General features: G+C 60.4%; 16 protein-coding genes. 4 read left to right on the top strand and 12 right to left on the bottom strand.

The window, feature by feature from the left end; genetic code table 11:
* Positions 1-173: 173 nt before the first annotated feature.
* From ACCD02_RS13170 to glpK, 10 genes are all read right to left on the bottom strand, one after another.
* Positions 174-500 (bottom strand): GlpM family protein, encoded by a 327-nt coding sequence (locus tag ACCD02_RS13170; protein WP_413302466.1) that lies wholly within the window; start codon positions 498-500, stop codon positions 174-176.
* A 174-nt stretch (positions 501-674) separates the two neighbouring features.
* Positions 675-2,006, bottom strand: a complete 1,332-nt coding sequence (locus tag ACCD02_RS13165; protein ID WP_413302148.1) for a sigma-54-dependent transcriptional regulator — start codon at positions 2,004-2,006, stop codon at positions 675-677.
* Positions 2,007-2,016: 10 nt separating this feature from the next.
* Positions 2,017-3,936, bottom strand: coding sequence for a sensor histidine kinase (locus tag ACCD02_RS13160; RefSeq protein ID WP_413302145.1), 1,920 nt, complete (start codon positions 3,934-3,936; stop codon positions 2,017-2,019).
* Between the two features lie 248 nt (positions 3,937-4,184).
* Positions 4,185-4,919 (bottom strand): amino acid ABC transporter ATP-binding protein, encoded by a 735-nt coding sequence (locus tag ACCD02_RS13155; protein WP_413302142.1) that lies wholly within the window; start codon positions 4,917-4,919, stop codon positions 4,185-4,187.
* Positions 4,916-5,584, bottom strand: a complete 669-nt coding sequence (locus tag ACCD02_RS13150) for an amino acid ABC transporter permease (protein ID WP_413302464.1) — start codon at positions 5,582-5,584, stop codon at positions 4,916-4,918. Before ACCD02_RS13150 ends, ACCD02_RS13155 begins: the two co-directional genes overlap by 4 nt.
* Positions 5,581-6,327: an amino acid ABC transporter permease gene (locus ACCD02_RS13145; protein WP_413302139.1), complete on the bottom strand. Its 747-nt coding sequence runs from the start codon at positions 6,325-6,327 to the stop codon at positions 5,581-5,583. Before ACCD02_RS13145 ends, ACCD02_RS13150 begins: the two co-directional genes overlap by 4 nt.
* Positions 6,328-6,516: 189 nt before the next feature.
* Entirely contained in the window at positions 6,517-7,431 is a 915-nt protein-coding gene (locus ACCD02_RS13140) for a glutamate/aspartate ABC transporter substrate-binding protein (RefSeq protein ID WP_413302136.1), read from the bottom strand.
* 388 nt (positions 7,432-7,819) lie between these two features.
* Positions 7,820-9,355: a glycerol-3-phosphate dehydrogenase gene (gene glpD / locus ACCD02_RS13135; protein ID WP_413302134.1), complete on the bottom strand. Its 1,536-nt coding sequence runs from the start codon at positions 9,353-9,355 to the stop codon at positions 7,820-7,822.
* A 298-nt stretch (positions 9,356-9,653) separates the two neighbouring features.
* Positions 9,654-10,409: a DeoR/GlpR family transcriptional regulator gene (locus ACCD02_RS13130; RefSeq protein ID WP_259098699.1), complete on the bottom strand. Its 756-nt coding sequence runs from the start codon at positions 10,407-10,409 to the stop codon at positions 9,654-9,656.
* A gap of 76 nt (positions 10,410-10,485) precedes the next feature.
* Positions 10,486-11,991: a glycerol kinase GlpK gene (glpK, locus tag ACCD02_RS13125; protein WP_413302131.1), complete on the bottom strand. Its 1,506-nt coding sequence runs from the start codon at positions 11,989-11,991 to the stop codon at positions 10,486-10,488.
* 224 nt (positions 11,992-12,215) lie between these two features.
* Here glpK and ybaK point away from each other — a divergent pair, with 224 nt between their 5' ends.
* Positions 12,216-12,686 carry a Cys-tRNA(Pro) deacylase gene (ybaK, locus tag ACCD02_RS13120; RefSeq protein ID WP_413302128.1) on the top strand — a complete coding sequence of 157 codons (471 nt, stop codon included), beginning with the start codon at positions 12,216-12,218 and terminating at the stop codon, positions 12,684-12,686.
* Between the two features lie 3 nt (positions 12,687-12,689).
* Here the strand turns inward: ybaK and ACCD02_RS13115 are convergent, their stop codons facing one another.
* Both ACCD02_RS13115 and argF read right to left on the bottom strand, forming a co-directional pair.
* Positions 12,690-13,736, bottom strand: a complete 1,047-nt coding sequence (locus tag ACCD02_RS13115; RefSeq protein WP_413302125.1) for an ABC transporter ATP-binding protein — start codon at positions 13,734-13,736, stop codon at positions 12,690-12,692.
* Positions 13,733-14,653 (bottom strand): ornithine carbamoyltransferase, encoded by a 921-nt coding sequence (gene argF / locus ACCD02_RS13110; RefSeq protein ID WP_413302123.1) that lies wholly within the window; start codon positions 14,651-14,653, stop codon positions 13,733-13,735. Before argF ends, ACCD02_RS13115 begins: the two co-directional genes overlap by 4 nt.
* A 437-nt stretch (positions 14,654-15,090) precedes the next feature.
* Between argF and ACCD02_RS13105 the strand changes: the two genes are divergently transcribed.
* From ACCD02_RS13105 to grxD, 3 genes are all read left to right on the top strand, one after another.
* Complete coding sequence (locus tag ACCD02_RS13105; RefSeq protein WP_259098708.1) at positions 15,091-15,384, top strand: hypothetical protein; 294 nt, start codon at positions 15,091-15,093, stop codon at positions 15,382-15,384.
* A 133-nt stretch (positions 15,385-15,517) separates the two neighbouring features.
* Positions 15,518-17,626 carry a molybdopterin oxidoreductase family protein gene (locus tag ACCD02_RS13100; protein ID WP_413302120.1) on the top strand — a complete coding sequence of 703 codons (2,109 nt, stop codon included), beginning with the start codon at positions 15,518-15,520 and terminating at the stop codon, positions 17,624-17,626.
* 104 nt (positions 17,627-17,730) lie between these two features.
* Positions 17,731-18,072, top strand: a complete 342-nt coding sequence (gene grxD, locus ACCD02_RS13095) for a Grx4 family monothiol glutaredoxin (RefSeq protein WP_413302117.1) — start codon at positions 17,731-17,733, stop codon at positions 18,070-18,072.
* The last annotated feature ends 22 nt before the right edge of the window (positions 18,073-18,094 follow it).

Here is an 18,094-nt window from a genome sequence, read left to right as displayed (position 1 = left end):
TATTCAATATGAAAGCCGGCCGGGCGGGCCTGACAGGGGTGAATGCAAGGGGTGGGCCAGCCTCCGGTTTTTGCAGGCGCTGCCGAAGGCTGCGAGGGGGCTGACTGATACACCGCTTTCGCAGCCTTCGGCAGCTCCTACTGGATTGCATTCCAGATCATGGATTTATTTGGTTAATGCAGCTTCACCCAAATGGTGACCAAGAGCGTCGCGGCGATCAGCCAGGCGACGGCCGCCAGGGCCAGGGAGATTTCCAGGCGCAGGCGGTCGACCAGCAGATACAGCGCGGCGAGGTAGACGAAGTAGGGGATGATCGACCACATGCCGAAAACAATGGTGGTCTTCAGGTCGTCCAGGGAACGGCCCTTGCCGACGATGTAGTGAGCGATCAGGGCAAAGGTGGGGAACAGCGGTACCAGGCCGGCGATGTAATAGTTTTTGGTCTTGGCCAGCATGGCCAGGATGACGACGACGGCGCCGCCGAGCAGTGCCTTTAAAATCAGATCCACAGTGGAGGCGCCTCGAGCTTGTTGGGGTAACGCACTTGTCTGAATCGGAGTGATATCCGTGGGACCGGCTTTAGCCGGGAAAGGGCCGGTACATCCGCTGCATTTCGTTGATCAGAAGGGCGCCTTCCCGGCTGAAGCCGGTCCCACATGAGCGCTGTGTTTAACTCAGCCCAGCCCATATTTTTTGACCTTGTCGAACAACGTGGTCTTGGCCATGCCCAGTTCCTGACTGGCCTGGCTGAGGTTACCGCCGCTGCGTTGCAGCGCGTCGCTGAGCAGGTTGCGCTCGAAGGCTTCCACGGCTTCGGCAAAGCCCAGGCTGTGGCTTTCGCTGTGGTTGCCGCTTTTCTTGAAGGCGGGCAGGCCCAGGGCATAGCGTTCGGCAACGTTGCGCAGTTCGCGCACGTTGCCCGGCCAGTCGTGACCCATCAGGGCCGACATGGTCTGCGAGTCCAGAGGCTGGGGCTCGCGGTCGAAGCGCAGGGACGACAGCTGGAGGAAGTGTTCAAACAGTTGCAGGATATCTTCGCGCCGCTCGCGTAGCGGCGGCAGTTCCAGGGTCACGACATTGAGCCGGTAGTACAGGTCACTGCGGAACTGGTTGGCGCGGCTGAGTTGATCGAGGTCGGATTTGGTTGCGGCGATCACCCGGCAATCCACCGCCACGCTCTGGTTGGAACCCAGGCGTTCCAGGGTGCGTTCCTGCAAGACACGTAGCAGCTTGATCTGCAGGTTGATCGGCATGCTTTCCACTTCATCGAGGAACAGCGTGCCGTTGTGGGCGTGTTCGATCTTGCCGATGCGCCGCTTGCCTGCGCCGGTAAAGGCGTTGGCCTCGTGGCCGAAGATTTCCGATTCGAACAGGTTCTCCGGCAGCCCGCCGCAGTTGAGGGCGACGAACTGCTGGGTGTGACGGCGGCTGAAGTCATGCAGGCAACGAGCAACCAGTTCTTTGCCGGTGCCGGTTTCGCCTTCGATCAGCACGTTGGCCGAGGTATCGGCGACGTTGGCGATCAGTGCGCGCAGGTTCTGCATGGCCGGGGAGCGGCCGATGATCTTGCCTTCCAGGGAATCGCGCTCGGCCAGTTGCCTGCGCAGGGCGAAGACCTCCCGGGCCAGCCCGCGTTGCTCCAGAGCGCGGCGGGTGACGTCCACCAGGCGCTCGGGTGAGAAGGGTTTTTCCATGAAGTCGTAGGCGCCGTCACGCATGGCACTGACCGCCATGGAGATATCACCGTGGCCGGTGATCAGCACTACCGGCAGGCTGCGGTCCAGGGCCTTGAGTCGGGTCAGCAGTTCCAGACCATCGATGCCGGGCAGACGAATATCGCTGATGACGATGCCGGCGAAGTTGTCGCCGATGCGGCTCAGGGCCTCTTCGGCACTGCCAACGCCCTCGCTGTGGATATCTTCCAGGGCCAGGGCCTGTTGGCAGCCCAGCAGGACATGGGGGTCGTCTTCGACGATGAGGACGGTAAGGTCGCCGTATTGGCTCATAGGATTGCACTCATGTCGGTTCGTCAGTCTGCGGCTCGGGTATGGCTTCCACCAGCGGCAGGCACAGGACAAAGGCTGTGCCGCCGCTGGCCGGGTGTTCGGCGCTCAGGCTGCCACCCGCCGCAGCGGCGAGGCTGGCAGACAGGGTCAGGCCCAGGCCCAGGCCTTGCTCGCCGGGTTTGGTGGTGAAGAAGGGTTCGAACAGATGCTTGCGCGCTTCGGCATCAATGCCGTGGCCGTTGTCGCGCACCAGCAGGCGATAACGGCTGTCGACGATAGCGCCTTCAAGCCACAGCTCCGGCAGCGGCTGGGCCTGCATGGCGTCCAGGGCATTGCCGATCAGATTTACGAGAATTTGCTCCAGGCGAGTCTGATCAATTCGCAAGGCAATGTCGGAAAAGTCCTGATGCAGGGTCAGCTCAAAGCTTTCCAGGCGTCCGGCCAGCAGGCCCAGCGCGGCTTCCACGGCCTTGCCCGGCATGGCCTGGCCATGGTCCTTGCCGTCACCACGGCGGGCGAAGGCGCGCAGGCTGGCGGTGATGCGGCCCATGCGGTCGACCAGATCGTTGATCGTGCGCAGATTGGTGCTGGCAGTCTCCAGGGCACCGCGCTCAATGAAGCGCACGGTGTTGCCGGACAGGGTGCGCAGCGCGGCCAGGGGTTGATTGAGTTCGTGGGCGATGCTGGTGGACATCTGGCCGATGGCTGCCAGTTTGCCCGCCTGGACCAGTTCGTCCTGGGCGCGGCGCAGGGTGTCTTCGGCCTGGCGGCGTTCGCGGATCTGGCCTTTGAGGCGTTCGTTGCTGGCGCGCAGGTCGGCGGTGCGTTCGGTGATCTTGCGTTCCAGTTCGTTATTGGCGGCCTGCAAGGCTTCCCGCGCGGCAAGGCGAGTAGAGAGCACCTTGCGTCGCTCGTTCCAGGCAATCAGCAGGAATGCCACCAGAGCGCAGGCCACCGCCACCAGCATGCCCTGGCTGCCAGCTTCGCGACGCAGGTCTTCCAGAGGCGTGAGCAGGGTCAGGTGCCAGGGCGTGTCGCTCAAGCGTCGGGTCTGGGCCAGATAACTGACTTTGGTGTGTTCGGTATCGACGCTGGTGTTGGCCGGGAAGGTCAGCTTCTCGGCGCCTTCGGTCAGCACTTCCCGCTCCAGCGGCACCAGTTCGTTCAGCGGCCACCAGTAATATTGCAGGCTGCGCGCCAGGCGTTCCTTGATCTCCGGCGTCAGCGGGCGCACGGACTTGAGTCGTCTCGCCGGATCGCTGGAGAGGATGATGATGCCGTTCTCGTCACTGACGAAGGCTTCCAGGCGTGCCCGTTGCCAGCGTTCCTCCAGGGCTTCGAGGCGTACCTTGATCACCGCCACGCCGATGATCTTGCCGTGTTCTTCCAGGCCGTGGGCCAGGTAGTAGCCGGGCTCGCCGGTGGTGCTGCCGATGCCGTAGAAGCGGCCGGGCAGGCCGCGCACGGCGTCCTGGAAGTAGGCGCGGAATGACAGGTCTTCGCCCAGATAACTGTCGGCATCGCGCCAGTTACTGGTGGCCAGCACCCTGCCCGTGGTGTCCAGTACATAGATGGCCCGGCTGCGGCTGCGCCGGTTCAGGCCTTCCAGGTAATCGTTGACCTCGCGGCGCAGCTCGGGCGTCGGCTCCTTGAGCAGCATCGAGACGCTGGACTCAAGCTCCAGGACGCTGGGCAGGTAGGTGTATTTGTTGATTTCACTTTCAAGGGTGCGGGCATGCAGCTCGAGCTGGCGTTCGCCGTTTTCGCTCAAGGCCTTGATGCCGTTGCGTTCGCTGACCAGATAGGCGGCATAACCCAGTGCGACCATCAGCAGAAGGATCAGCGGGGGTAGAAACAGGTGGCGTATCAGTCGGGGTTTCACGGCGAGTGATGGCGGCGTGGCGCGATAGAGAGGAGGGTCGCATTTCATCACAGTCATCCTGGCCCGAACAGCGGCCCGTGCAATGCCTTGCACGGACCACCGGGGTGGCTGGCTCTTTCGAGCCGGTGTCTTGTCAAACAATGCATAACGCATGAACTTATGCGGTATTTCCGTAGGAGCTGCCGAAGGCTGCGATAAGGTCCGCAGGACCTTTATGGCGACCGACAACGCGGGCCCGCTGCGCGCGCCATCGCAGCCTTCGGCAGCTCCTACAGGGCTCGCGTTTGCGGCTTCAATCAGTGTTGCAGGATCTTGGCCAGGAACTGCTGGGCGCGTTCGGAGCGTGCGCTGACGTCACCGAAGAACTCTTCCTTGGCGCAGTCTTCGACGATCTGACCCTTGTCCATGAAGATCACGCGGTTGGCCACTTTGCGGGCAAAGCCCATTTCGTGGGTCACGCACATCATGGTCATGCCTTCATGGGCCAACTGGACCATGACGTCGAGGACTTCGTTGACCATTTCCGGATCGAGGGCCGAGGTCGGTTCGTCGAACAGCATGACCACCGGGTCCATCGCCAAGGCACGGGCAATTGCCACGCGCTGCTGCTGACCGCCGGAAAGCTGGCCGGGATGCTTGTGGGCATGGGCCGACAGGCCGACGCGGTCGAGCAGCTTGAGGCCTTTCTCGGTGGCTTCGGCCTTGCTGCGGCCCAGCACCTTGATCTGCGCGATGGTCAGGTTTTCCACGATGGTCAGGTGCGGGAACAGCTCGAAGTGCTGGAACACCATGCCGACGCGCGAGCGCAGTTTCGGCAGGTTGGTCTTCGGGTCGGCGATGGACGTGCCGTCGACCACGATGTCACCCTTCTGGAAGGGCTCCAGGGCGTTGACGCACTTGATCAGGGTCGACTTGCCGGAGCCGGACGGCCCGCAAACCACTACCACCTCACCCTTGGCGACTTCGGTGCTGCAATCGGTCAGCACCTGAAAATCCCCGTACCACTTGTTTACGTTCTTGATGGAAATCATACGGCGAACCTTTTTTGCAGACGCTTCACCAGCACCGAGGCGGCAAAGCTGATCGTGAAATACACAAGACCCGCGATGATCAGGAATTCATTGGAACGACCAATGATGTCGCCACTGGAGCGCGCGGAATTGAGGAAGTCCACCAGCCCGACCGTGTACACCAGGGAGGTGTCCTGGAACAGGATGATGCTTTGCTGCAGCAGCAGCGGGGTCATCTTGCGGAAGGCCTGGGGCAGGATGATCAGGCGCATCATCTGACCGTAGGTCATGCCCAGGGCCTGGGCGGCGCCCATCTGGCCACGGGAGATGGACTGCACGCCGGCACGGACGATTTCGCAGAAGTACGCGGCCTCGAACATCATGAAGGCCACGACGCAGGAGGTGAACGCGCCGATCGGCGTGTCTTGTCCGGTGATCCAGCGCAGCACGAACGGCACCGCCAGGTAGAACCAGGTGATGACCAGCAGCAACGGGATCGAACGGAAGTAGTTGACGTAGGCCCCGGCGATATTAGCCAGCAGCTTGTTCGACGACAAGCGCATCAGTGCCAGCAGGGTGCCGATGATGATACCGCCGACGACACCCATGACCATCAGTTGCAGGGTCATGACCATGCCGTTCCACAGGCCGGGAATGGCCGGGACGATTCCACTGAAGTCCATTATTTACCTCCCACGGAGATCAGTCCGGGCACGGCGACTTTCTTCTCGACCAGGCGCATGAGCAACATCAGGCTCATGTTCAGGGTGAAGTAGATCAGGGTCGCCAGGGTGAAGGCTTCGAACAGGTTCGCGGAAAACTCGGCGGTCTGTTTGGTCTGCGCCAGCAATTCCATCAGGCCGATCAACGAAGCCACGGACGAGTTCTTGAACACGTTGAGGAATTCGGAGGTAAGCGGCGGAATGATGATCCGGTATGCCTGGGGCAACAGCACGTTCCAGTAGATCTGCGGCAGTTTGAAACCCATGGCGCGGGCTGCGGCTTCCTGGCCGCGTGGCAGCGCCTGGATACCGGTGCGTACCTGCTCGCAGACGCGGGCGGCAGTGAACAGGCCCAGGCACACGACGACGCTCAGGAAGGCTGAGGTGGTCGGGTTGAGGTCCTGCTTGTACCACTCCTGAATGTGCTCGGGCAGCAGGTCCGGTACCAGGAAGTACCAGATGAACAGCTGTACCAGCAACGGCACATTACGGAAGATTTCTACATAGACGGTGGCAATGCCCGACACCCAGCGATTGGGCACCGTGCGCATGACACCGAGTATCGAGCCCAGCGTCAGGGCGACGAGCCAGGCGACGATGGAAATGGCGATAGTCCAGCCAAGGCCCGAAACATACCAGTCGAGGTAGGTTTCACTGCCGACGCCAGTGGACTTGAAGAACACGCCCCAGTCCCAGTTGTAATTCATCAGGGTCTCCCCTCTGATCGATCGAAATGCATGCACCCGTTCGCACGAATCCCTTCGGGCTGTTGCGTTCGCCGAACCTGCCCAGGCTTCCGGCCGGGCGTGACAACGTTGGCGTCACTTTGAGTGGTAAGCGCCGCCGGAGCAGGTGGTGCCCCGGCGGCGGTCAGGCCGTCACGGTGGGTTCAAGCCTCAGGCTTTCTTGTCCGGTGCCGGCTTGTCGTTCGGGTTGGCGATCAGGGCCTTGAGCTCTTCGCTCATCGGGAAGTTCAGGTTCAAGCCTTTTGGCGGGATAGGCTGGGTGAACCACTTGTCGTAGATCTTGTTGATCTCGCCCGACTTGAAGGTGGCGACGATGGCGTCATCCACGGCTTTCTTGAACGCAGGATCGTCCTTGCGCACCATGCAGCCATAGATTTCGTTGGACTGGGAAGTACCGGTCACGTGCCAATCGGCCGGCTTCTTGGCCTTGGCCATTTCACCGGCGAGCAGGGCGTCGTCCATCATGAAGGCAACGGCACGGCCCGATTCCAGCATCTGGAAGGACTCGCCATGGTCTTTGGCGGAGATCACATTCATGCCCATCTGCTTGTCGGCGTTCATCGCTTTGAGGATGCGCTCAGACGTGGTGCCAGCAGTGGTCACGACGTTCTTGCCTTTCAGGTCGTCGAAGTCTTTGTAGGACGAGTCAGCCTTGGTCAGCAGACGGGTACCGATTTCGAAGATGCCGATGGAGAAGTCCACTTGCTGGGCGCGTTCGGCGTTGTTGGTGGTGGAGCCACACTCAACGTCGACGGTGCCGTTCTGCACCAGCGGGATACGGGTCTGGGAGGTGACCAGGTTGTACTTGACCTTGAGGTCAGGCAGGTTCAGGTCTTTCTTGATGGCTTCAACGATTTTCAGCTGAATGTCGTGGGAGTAGCCCTGCGGCACGCCGCTGGCATCAGCGATGTAGGAAAACGGGATCGAGGAGTCGCGGTGACCCAAGGTGATGGTGCCGGAGTCCTTGATTTTCTTCAGGGTGCCGGTGAGCTCGGCAGCGAATACCGGGGTGCTGATCAGAGCGGCAGCGATTGCTGCGCCCAGGATATGGGGAACGATGCGCATCGGTTAATCCTCGACTTTGTTTTTTTTATGGGACCGGTAATGGAGTGGTCCGCCTGTTCAGCGAAGGCTTCAACGGCAGCCCAATCGGGCACACGCTACGGTCGAAGCGGTCGACTAGATAACTGTAGAGCATTAGCCGTGCCAGACCTGGCGATTAGGTCTATGCTATTGATTTATAGGTAATTATTTATTTTTTGCCGAGAGGGCGGAAGGGTTCGGCGTCCGGGATGCCGAATGAGGCGGGGGAGGGGTGTTCGGAATTCCGATTGGTAAATGCAGGGTAGATTTTGTCAGAGAGAGGCTTGCCCGCGAATCAAACAACACGGTGCTCCAGGCTTACCGCGTTGAATCGTTCGCGGGCAAGCCTGGCTCCAGCAGGCCCAGGAAATCACGCAGCGGCCGTATCGCCTTTACGCACATGGGTATCCAGATACTGCTGAATCGCGGCCTGTTCTTGCGCTGTGGTGAACAGGCCCAGCTTGGTCCGCCGCCACAGGATGTCCTGGGCGCTGCCGGCCCATTCGACGTCGCACAGGTAATCGACTTCCCGGGTGTACAGGCCGCCACCGAGGTGTTCGCCCAGGTCACTCAGGCCCGAGGTGCCTTCCAGCAGGCGCCAGCTGCGGCTGCCGTAGGTAATGGCCCAGCGTTTGGCGATTGCAGGCGGCAGCCAGCTGTAGCGTTGGCTGAGTTCGGCGCTAAGGGCGGCCGGAGTGGTCATCTGCTCGCCGCCGGGCAGGCTCGCCTTGGCGGTCCAGCTCGGTTTCATCTGCGCAAAGAACGGCGCCAGTTGCGCCATGGCCGATTCTGCCAGCTTGCGATAGGTGGTCAGCTTGCCGCCGAACACCGAGAGGATCGGCGCTTCTTCACTGCTGCCGGACAGCGACAAGGTGTAGTCGCGGGTAATCGCCGACGGGTTGTCCGATTCGTCATTGCACAGCGGACGCACGCCGGAATAGGTGTGCAGCACATCCGCACGGGTCAGCTGTTTCTTGAAGTGGTCATTGGCCACCTTGAGCATGTAATCCATTTCACCGTCGGTGATTTCCACCTTGCTCGGGTCGCCCTGATATTCGCGGTCAGTAGTGCCGATGATGGTAAAGCGCTCCATGTACGGAATGGCAAACACGATGCGCTGGTCTTCGTTTTGCAGGATGAAAGCGTTTTCGCCTTCATAGAGCTTGTCGACGATCAGGTGGCTGCCCTGAATCAGGCGGATGCCGTAAGGCGAGTCGAGCTTGAGATCGTCACGGATGAACTTGGCGACCCATGGCCCGGCGGCGTTGACCAAGGCCTTGGCGCGGATGGAGAACAGGCTGCCGTCGGCGCGCTCCATGTGCAGGTGCCACAGGCCTTTGCTGCGGCGCGCGTTGAGGCAGCGGGTCTGGGTATGAATGTGCGCGCCGTTTTCACGGGCGGCCATGGCATTGAGCACGACCAGGCGGGCGTCATCGACCCAGCAGTCGGAATATTCGAAGCCGCGGGTGATCTGCGGTTTCAGCGGGCTGTTGGCGTCGAAACGCAGGCTGCGCGAAGCCGGGAGTTTTTCCCGCTTGCCCAGATGGTCATAAAGGAACAGCCCGGCACGGATCATCCACGCCGGACGCAGGTGCGGGCGATGCGGCAGGACAAAGCGCATCGGCTTGACGATGTGCGGGGCTTTTTCCAGCAGCACCTCGCGTTCGGCCAGTGCTTCACGCACCAGACGGAATTCGTAATGTTCGAGGTAGCGCAGGCCGCCGTGGATCAGCTTGCTGCTCGCCGAAGAGGTGTGGCTGGCCAAGTCATCCTTTTCGCATAGGAACACCGAAAGCCCGCGACCGGAGGCATCTGCGGCAATCCCGACACCATTGATGCCGCCACCGATGACGGCGATGTCATAGACCTCGGACAAGGGCGGAGTGGGCAGATGAGTGTGGGGCATGGGGCCTCCTGACGGTGTTCGCTAATAACGAATTCGAACATTTATGTTCAATTTCGAAAATATTAGCGCAATAGTCAGGTAACAGCCAGTCGGGATCGATTGAAAATACTGATCATAAAGATGGGAAAGGAACAATTCCGAACATTGTAGGACGGGATTTGGCCAGGTGGCTGGGAGGATGCTTTTGTGGGAGCGAATTCATTCGCGAAAGCTGCTCGTCCGTCGATAGAGATTCATCGAACGTACCGGCCTCTTCGCGACGAATCCGCTCCCACAAGGTTCACCAGCGATCCTGGGCTTAAACGACTTCCAGGCGAATCTTGTTCTGCGTCAGCAACTGGACCAGTGCAGGTACCGGTGCCTGGTCGGTCACCAGGCAGTCGATCAGGCTGATCGAGCCCAGGCGGACCATGGCATTACGGCCGAATTTGCTGGAGTCAGCAGCAAGAATGACCTGACGGGCATTGGCAATGATCGCCTGGGACACACGTACTTCCTGATAGTCGAAGTCCAGCAGGCTGCCGTCTTCGTCGATGCCGCTGATACCGACCAGCGCGAAGTCAACCTTGAACTGGTTGATGAAATCGACGCTGGCCTGGCCCACCACACCGCCATCACGGCGGACATTGCCACCGGCGAGCAGGACTTCGAAGTCGTCCTTGGCACTGAGGATCGAGGCCACGTGCAGGTTATTGGTGATGATTTTCAGATTGTTGTGATTGAGCAGGGCGCGGGCGATGGATTCGGTGGTGGTGCCGATATTGATGAACAGGGAGGCATGATCCGGAATCTGTGCGGCGATGGCTTCGGCGATTCGCTGCTTCTCGTCACGCATCTGATCCGCACGCATGGCGTAGGCAGTGTTTTCGATGCTCGAGTCATAGGCAGCGCCACCGTGGTAGCGCCGCAGCAGGTTCATTTCCGCCAGTTGGTTGATATCGCGGCGAATGGTTTGCGGAGTCACGACGAACAACGTGGCCATCTCTTCGATGCTCACGTAGCCGCGTTCACGTACCAGTTCGAGGATCTGCTGTTGGCGGGGAGGCAGATTCATTGTTTTGGGAGTTCCTTAACAGGCGGCCGTATGCGGCTCATGATGCCGCAGTGACGGGCCGCCTGTCATTTGCCAATCACTCTTCGTTTTCGTGGGGCGCCCAGTCGCGGGTACGCTCGACGGCTTTTTTCCAGCCGGCGTAGAGCTTTTCCTTTTCTTCATCGGCGCACTGCGGAGTGAATTCACGCTCGATAATCGCTTTATCGCGCAGTTCGTCCAGGCTGCTCCAGAAGCCAATGGCCAGGCCTGCCAGGAAGGCGGCGCCCAGCGCCGTGGTTTCGCGCATCTGTGGACGTTCGACACGGGTACCGAGGATGTCGGCCTGGAATTGCATGAGGAAGTTGTTGGCCACTGCACCGCCATCCACGCGCAGGGACTTGAGGCGTTCGCCGGAGTCCTGCTGCATGGCGTCGAGGACATCGCGGGTCTGGTAGGCAATGGATTCCAGGGCGGCGCGGATGATGTGGTCGACTTTGACCCCGCGGGTCAGACCGAACAGCGCGCCACGGGCGTACGGGTCCCAGTAGGGCGCGCCGAGGCCGGTAAAGGCAGGCACCAGATAGACGCCGTTGCTGCTCTTGACCTTGCTGGCGAAATACTCGGTGTCCAGGGCGTCATTGATGATTTTCAGCTCGTCACGCAGCCACTGTACGGTGGAGCCACCATTGAACACCGCACCTTCGAGTGCGTAGGCCACCTCGCCACGGGGACCGCAGCCGATGGTGGTGAGCATGCCGTGGTTGGACTTGACCGCCTTCTTGCCGGTATTCATCAGCAGGAAGCAGCCGGTGCCGTAGGTATTCTTCGCCTGGCCCGGTTCGACGCACATCTGGCCGAACAGCGCGGCCTGTTGGTCCCCGGCAATACCAGCGATGGCGATGCCGCTCTTGCTGTGGCCGTAGACCTCGGAGGAGGACTTCACTTCGGGCAGCATTTCCCGGGGGATATCCAGGGCATCGAGCATGCGCTGGTCCCACTCCAGAGTGTGAATATTGAACAGCATGGTCCGCGAGGCGTTGGTGTAGTCGGTGACGTGCACCTTGCCGCCGGTGAATTTCCAGATCAGCCAGCTATCCACGGTGCCGAACAGCAACTCGCCGTTGCGTGCGCGCTCGCGGCTGCCTTCGACGTGGTCGAGAATCCACTTGAGTTTGGTGCCGGAGAAATAGGGGTCGGTGACCAGCCCGGTGGTTTCCTGAATATACGGCTCCATGCCATCGCGCTTGAGCTGCTCGCAGATTTCCGTGCTGCGCCGGCATTGCCAGACGATGGCGTTGTATAGCGGGCGCCCGGTGTCCTTCTCCCAGACCACGGTGGTTTCGCGCTGGTTGGTGATACCGATGGCGGCAATCTGATTGTGATGCAGGTCGGCCTGGGCCAGGGCTTTGGTCATGCAGGCGGTCTGGGTGGCGAAGATCTCCATCGGGTCATGCTCGACCCAGCCCGGCTGCGGATAATGCTGGACGAACTCGCTCTGGGCCGTACTCACCACATTGGCGTCGCGGTCGAAAATAATGGCGCGAGAGCTGGTAGTCCCTTGATCGAGGGCAATGATGTAGTTTTTGTTCTGGTTATCGTTCATGTCGATTGCCTTGGGAAATGAGGTGAGGCATTTGGCATTGTGCAATGAGCACTATATTCGTAAACGAAAAAATATAGACAAGAAAGAACCCTGTCAAAGGTCGAAAGTGAACAGTTCATCGGTTCTTTGCTGCTTTGGACGCTTCTTAATATAGGAAACGCCGTTTCCGACGCAACAGGCCGACAGGTAAACTGATGGGTTAGTGTCCCGTCTTGGAGTGTTGCATGACCCCCGCCCTGGATTTGCTGAAAAAAGTGCGTGCCGAGCACCGCATTCACAGTTATGAACACGACCCGAAGGCCGCCTCCTACGGCCTGGAAGCGGCGGAGAAACTCGGGCTGGAACCGGCCCGGGTATTCAAGACGCTGCTGGCCTGCACCGAGAAGGGTGAGTTGCTGGTGGCTGTGGTACCGGTGGCTGGCAGCCTTGATTTGAAAGCTCTGGCTCAGGCGGCCAAGGCCAAGAAAGTCGAAATGGCCGACCCTGTCGCCGCGCAGCGTTCCACCGGTTATTTATTGGGCGGTATCAGCCCGCTGGGGCAGAAGAAGCGTCTGCGCACTTTTATCGACGAAAGCGCGCAGTCGTTCGCAACCATTCATGTCAGTGCCGGGCGGCGTGGGCTGGAGGTGGAGTTGGCCGCTGCGGTGCTGGCGGAACATACCCAAGGGGTGTTCGCGCCAGTCGGGCGGCCTTGAGGATCAGGCGGCAGCGAATGTCAGCAAGTGCCGGTTGGCGACGCTGATGCCGACTTCTTCGCCTTCACGATGATCGGCATAGCTGGGAAACAGCGCTTCAAGCTGCCCGCCGTCGGACAGTTGCAGGCGATAGAGGGTCGTGGCGCCCTGAAAGGTACGACGTGTGACTCTGGCCTTGAGCGGGCTGTCCGGCGCGTAGGCGATATCATCCGGACGCAACAATACGTCCACCGCTGAACCGGGGGCGGCAGCGCGGGGGCTATGGCTGCCGAGAACGCCCAGCCCGGTCTGCACCGAGGCTGGATCGATCTGTCGACCACGAATGAAATAGCCCTGTCCGACAAAGCTGGCGACAAAAGGCGTCAATGGGTAGTGGTAGAGGTCGTGGGGCGTATCCCACTGCTCGAGTCGTCCCTGCCTGAATACACCGACCTGATCGCTGACGGCAAAGGCTTCGTCCTGATCATGGGTGACCAGGATGGCGCTGGTGCCCCGGGACTTGAGAATCTCCCGCACCTCCTGGCTCAGGCGCCGACGCAGCTCGCCGTCGAGATTGGAGAAGGGCTCATCGAGCAATAGCAATTTCGGTTGCGGTGCCAGGGCCCGGGCCAGGGCCACGCGCTGTTGCTGGCCGCCGGACAGTTCATGGGGCATGCGTTGCCCGAGAGCACCGAGGTTGACCAGTTCAAGCATTTCTTCGGTGATGCGCGCCTGCTGCGGGTGCTTGCGAATGCCGAAGGCGACGTTCTCGGCCACGCTCAGGTGGGGGAACAGCGCATAGTCCTGAAACACCATACCGATCCGGCGTTTTTCCGGGGCCAGGGTGAAACCAGGTCGGGAGATGACTTCCCCCGCCAGGGTGATCTGCCCGCGATGCACCGGCTCGAAACCGGCGATAGCGCGCAGCGTGGTGGTCTTGCCGCAACCGGAAGAACCCAACAGGCAGCCGATGTCGCCAGCCTGCAGGTGCAGGTTGAGGTCCTGCACCACGGCCTGCCCTTCATAGCCGCAGGCCAGATCACTCAGCTCGAGCAGATGCGGCCCGTTCATGCTGGCTGATAGGATGGCGCGACGAGCATTTCCAGCAGGGCCTTTTGCGCGTGCAAGCGATTTTCCGCCTGATCCCAAGCTACCGAACGCGGGTCGTCGAGCAGATCCTCGCTGATTTCTTCGCCGCGATGAGCCGGCAGGCAGTGCATGAACAGCACGTCGTCGGCGGCCAGGTCGAGCAGTTCGCGGGTGACCTGGAAGGGCTTGAACAGGGCGATACGCTTGGCCGACTCTTGTTCCTGACCCATTGAGGTCCAGACGTCAGTGGTCACCAGATGTGCGCCGGCCACGGCTTCACGCGGATCGCGCACGACAGTGACGCGGTCACCGCCCAGCGCGAGGAATTGCGCGCTCGGCTCGTAGCCTTCAGGGCAGGCGATGCGCAGCTGGAAGTCAAACTGGATGGCCGCCTCTATATAGCTGTTGCACATGTTGTAGCCGTCGCCGATCCAGGCCACGGTCTTGCCCTGAATCGAGCCGCGATGTTCGAAGAAGGTTTGCATGTCGGCCAGCAACTGGCAGGGGTGCAGGTCGTTGGACAGACCGTTGATCACCGGCACGCGGGAATTGGCTGCGAATTCGATCAGAGTGCTGTGTTCGAAGGTACGGATCATCACCGCATCGACCATGCGCGACATGACCTTGGCAGCGTCGGCAATCGGCTCGCCACGGCCCAATTGGGTATCGCGAGGGGACAAAAAGATGGCCTGGCCACCCAGCTGGATCATGCCGGCTTCGAAGGAAACACGGGTACGAGTCGAAGATTTCTCGAAGATCATGCCCAGCACCCGATTTTTCAGCGGCTCAAAAAGCACGCTGCGATTGCGCAGGTCCTTCAGCTCCATGCCTCGACGAATCACGCGCACAAGCTCTTCCTGCGTGTAATCCATCATCGAGAGAAAGTGCCTTGCGTTCATCATTAACTACCTTTTTGCAACAGAGCGCAGATCCAAAAAGCCGGTTTTTTATCGGGAAAACGGGCGGGACCTGCGGCGAAAGCCGCACGTGGCGACGAAATAGGGAAGGCGCGATGGTATAAAAAAATGTCGCCTCTTACCAATAGCCTGCTTACTTCAGGGTTTTTTGCCTATCCTGAACGGCACCTAAGCGATTTCGCAAAAGTGGCTCGAAGGGAGCTATTACGTTAAAGGCAAATTGATATCATTGCCCTGCCAGCAGGCAGCATTTGTACACTGCCCCTTGGTCGCTTGGCAATTGATGCCGATCCTGTAACAGTTCACCCGCTTTGCAGCAGTTCAGATGCGACGTGCTTCACGCGCCTTGCAAGTCGCCCGTTTCATTAGCAACGAGGCTGGGTTATAACTAGACAAGACTAACCTCGGGGGATTGAGGAATGGATTCAAAAGAACGTCAACTTACAGAGCTGCTCGGGCTCACGGCTCGAACGCTGACACACTTAACGGCGTCCATGACTTCCATGTCCTTTGAGCTGCTGCGCAGTGAAGATGAGGTCACCCGTGCGGCTGGTCGCCGGATGATTGATCGGATGGCAACCATTAGCTCCGGTCTGGACGAGCACTGGCGGCTGATCGGCGAGCTGACGGGTGTGCACGTGGCCCAGGAGCAGATCGAAACCGTTCACGAAATCCAGCTGCAACGCAAAACCATCACTCCTATCGGCGGTTGATCGGCGGGCTTCATATGCCCGCCTGATGCTTGTCGATTCACAAGACGAACGTCTCTGGCGCAGTCGCATCCCAGACTTCATAGTTTTTGCACGCGCTCACTCCGAACGCACCGACAAGAATATGAGGCTGGCGATGACCAAGACTCTGCACCACCGTGCGTGCCACCTGTGCGAAGCCATCTGCGGCCTCAACATCGAAACCACTGTGCTGCCGGATGAAGGCACCCGGATCACCTCGATCAAGGGCGACTCGCTGGACAGCTTCAGCCGCGGGCACATCTGCCCCAAGGCCGTGGCCCTGCAAGATATCCAGAACGATCCTGACCGCCTGCGCCAGCCCATGCGCCGCGCGGGTGAGCAATGGCAGGCGATAGGCTGGCAGGAAGCCTTTGACCTGGTGGCCGAGCGCCTGGCCGATATCCAGCAGCGCCATGGGCAGAACGCCGTGGCGGTGTATCAGGGTAATCCCAGTGTGCATAACTACGGGCTGATGACCCACAGCAACTATTTCCTGGGGCAGCTCAAAACCCGCAACCGCTTTTCCGCGACGTCGGTAGACCAACTCCCACATCACCTGAGCAGCTTTCTGATGTACGGCCACGGCCTGCTGCTGCCGATCGCCGACATCGATCACACCGATTTCATGCTGATCCTCGGCGGTAATCCCTTGGCATCCAACGGCAGCATCATGACCGTGCCTGACGTCGAGAAGCGACTCAAGGCGATTCAGGGGCGCGGTGGCAAAGTGGTAGTGGTCGATCCTCGACGTAGCGAGACCGCAGCCATCGCCGACCAGCATGTGTTCGTCCGCCCTGGTGGTGATGCTGCGCTGCTACTGGGCCTGCTCAATACCTTGTTCGAAGAAGGCCTGACCCGCGCCACCCATTTGCCGGTGGATGGGCTGGACGAGGTGCGTCAGGCCGTCGTCGGCTTGCATGCGGAGGCGATGAGCCCGCGTTGCGGTGTGCCTGCTGAACAGATTCGTCAATTGGCCAGAGACTTCGCTGCCGCCGACAAGGCGGTGTGCTATGGCCGTATGGGCATTTCCACCCAGGCTTTCGGCACGCTCTGTCATTGGCTGGTGCAGTTGATCAACCTGGTAACCGGCAACCTGGATCGGGTCGGTGGCGCTCTGTGTACGCAACCGGCGGTGGATTTGGTGGCGTCAACTTCCGGCGGACATTTCAACCGCTGGCAGAGCCGGGTTTCCGGCCTGCCTGAATATGCCGGCGAGTTGCCTGTTTCGGCCCTGGCCGAGGAAATGCTCGTCGAAGGCGAAGGGCAAGTTCGGGCGCTGATCACAGTGGCTGGCAACCCGGTGCTGTCCACACCCAACGGCCGACGTCTGGACCAGGCCCTGGATGGCCTTGAGTTCATGCTCAGCATCGATCTGTACATCAACGAGACTACCCGGCACGCGGACTTGATCCTGCCTTCCACTTCGGCTCTGGAAAACGATCACTACGACACCACGTTCAATACCTTTGCCGTGCGCAATGTCACCCGTTTCAACCGGGCGATCCTGGAAAAGCCCGAAGGTGCGCTGCATGATTGGGAAATCTTTGTCGGTCTGGCCAAGGCGTTCGCCGCCAGGACCGGACGTGAACTGAAAGCGACCCTGCCGCCCGCGCAGATGATCGACTACGGTCTGCGCAGCGGCCTCTACGGCGACGCCTCGGACTGGAAGTTGTCGTTGAAAACACTGGCAGATCACCCCCATGGCCTGGATCTGGGGCCGCTGCAGCCGAATCTGGCGCCACGCCTCAAGACCGTCAACCAACGCATTCAGGCGGCGCCTGAGGTGATCCTTGCAGATCTGACGCGTTTCGCTGCTGTGGCGCTGCCGGATGCCGATGAGTTGCTGCTGATTGGTCGTCGCCATGTGCGCAGCAATAACTCGTGGATGCATAACTATCATCGACTGGTCAAAGGCAAGCCGCGGCACCAGTTGCTGATGCATCCGGCTGACCTGGCCCGGCGTGGCCTGGTCAATGGGCAGCAAGTCAGCGTGACCTCACGGGTCGGGGCGATCGAAGTTGAAGTGGTGGAGAGCCTGGACATGATGCCCGGTGTGGTCAGCCTGCCTCACGGCTGGGGCCATGGGCGCGCGGGCGTGCGCATGGAGATCGCTCAAAGCCAGCCTGGGGCCAGCGCCAATGACCTGACCGACGAGCGGTCTCTGGACGTCTTGTCCGGCAATGCCGTGCTCAACGGCGTGCCTGTGCAGGTGGCTGCGGCATGATGACCGTCATTCTCTAACGCCAAGACCGAGCGTTAGCGTAGGCAATCCGTTACAATGCGTCACCGTGTCGACAACTGAGTCGGACAGTTAAGCCGAGGTGCTCCATGGATATCATCGAAACAATCAAAGAGCAGATTGCTAACAACACCATTCTGCTTTACATGAAAGGCGCGCCGAATGCCCCGCAATGCGGCTTTTCGGCCAAGGCTTCCCAGGCTGTAATGGCATGCGGCGAGAAATTCGCTTATGTCGACATCCTGCAAAACCCTGAAATTCGCGCCAACCTGCCCAAGTACGCCAACTGGCCAACCTTCCCGCAACTGTGGGTAGCAGGCGAGCTGGTCGGCGGTAGCGATATCATCACCGAGATGCAAGCCAACGGTGAGCTGCAGACGCTGATCAAGAACGCCGCTGCTGCTTCGGCCGAGAACAAGTCCGAGGCGTGATGCTCTGGCAGATGCCCGTCCC

The sequence above is a fragment of the Pseudomonas sp. Pseusp88 genome, assembly GCF_047303955.1.
Lineage (GTDB): Bacteria > Pseudomonadota > Gammaproteobacteria > Pseudomonadales > Pseudomonadaceae > Aquipseudomonas.
The sequence above is the reverse complement of the archived record's forward strand: the minus strand, read 5'-3'. Positions and strand labels throughout refer to the sequence as shown.

Excerpts from the sequence above, each read along its gene's own strand:
- glpK (WP_413302131.1), bottom strand. The coding sequence starts at position 11,991 with ATGAACGATAACCAGAACAAAAACTACATCATTGCCCTCGATCAAGGG.
- argF (WP_413302123.1), bottom strand. The coding sequence starts at position 14,653 with ATGAACGCAAGGCACTTTCTCTCGATGATGGATTACACGCAGGAAGAG.
- glpD (WP_413302134.1), bottom strand. The coding sequence starts at position 9,355 with ATGCCCCACACTCATCTGCCCACTCCGCCCTTGTCCGAGGTCTATGAC.
- ACCD02_RS13140 (WP_413302136.1), bottom strand. The coding sequence starts at position 7,431 with ATGCGCATCGTTCCCCATATCCTGGGCGCAGCAATCGCTGCCGCTCTG.
- ACCD02_RS13160 (WP_413302145.1), bottom strand. The coding sequence starts at position 3,936 with ATGAAATGCGACCCTCCTCTCTATCGCGCCACGCCGCCATCACTCGCC.
- grxD (WP_413302117.1), top strand. The coding sequence starts at position 17,731 with ATGGATATCATCGAAACAATCAAAGAGCAGATTGCTAACAACACCATT.
- ACCD02_RS13130 (WP_259098699.1), bottom strand. The coding sequence starts at position 10,409 with ATGAATCTGCCTCCCCGCCAACAGCAGATCCTCGAACTGGTACGTGAA.
- ACCD02_RS13115 (WP_413302125.1), bottom strand. The coding sequence starts at position 13,736 with ATGAACGGGCCGCATCTGCTCGAGCTGAGTGATCTGGCCTGCGGCTAT.
- ybaK (WP_413302128.1), top strand. The coding sequence starts at position 12,216 with ATGACCCCCGCCCTGGATTTGCTGAAAAAAGTGCGTGCCGAGCACCGC.
- ACCD02_RS13105 (WP_259098708.1), top strand. The coding sequence starts at position 15,091 with ATGGATTCAAAAGAACGTCAACTTACAGAGCTGCTCGGGCTCACGGCT.
- ACCD02_RS13165 (WP_413302148.1), bottom strand. The coding sequence starts at position 2,006 with ATGAGCCAATACGGCGACCTTACCGTCCTCATCGTCGAAGACGACCCC.
- ACCD02_RS13145 (WP_413302139.1), bottom strand. The coding sequence starts at position 6,327 with ATGAATTACAACTGGGACTGGGGCGTGTTCTTCAAGTCCACTGGCGTC.
- ACCD02_RS13100 (WP_413302120.1), top strand. The coding sequence starts at position 15,518 with ATGACCAAGACTCTGCACCACCGTGCGTGCCACCTGTGCGAAGCCATC.
- ACCD02_RS13155 (WP_413302142.1), bottom strand. The coding sequence starts at position 4,919 with ATGATTTCCATCAAGAACGTAAACAAGTGGTACGGGGATTTTCAGGTG.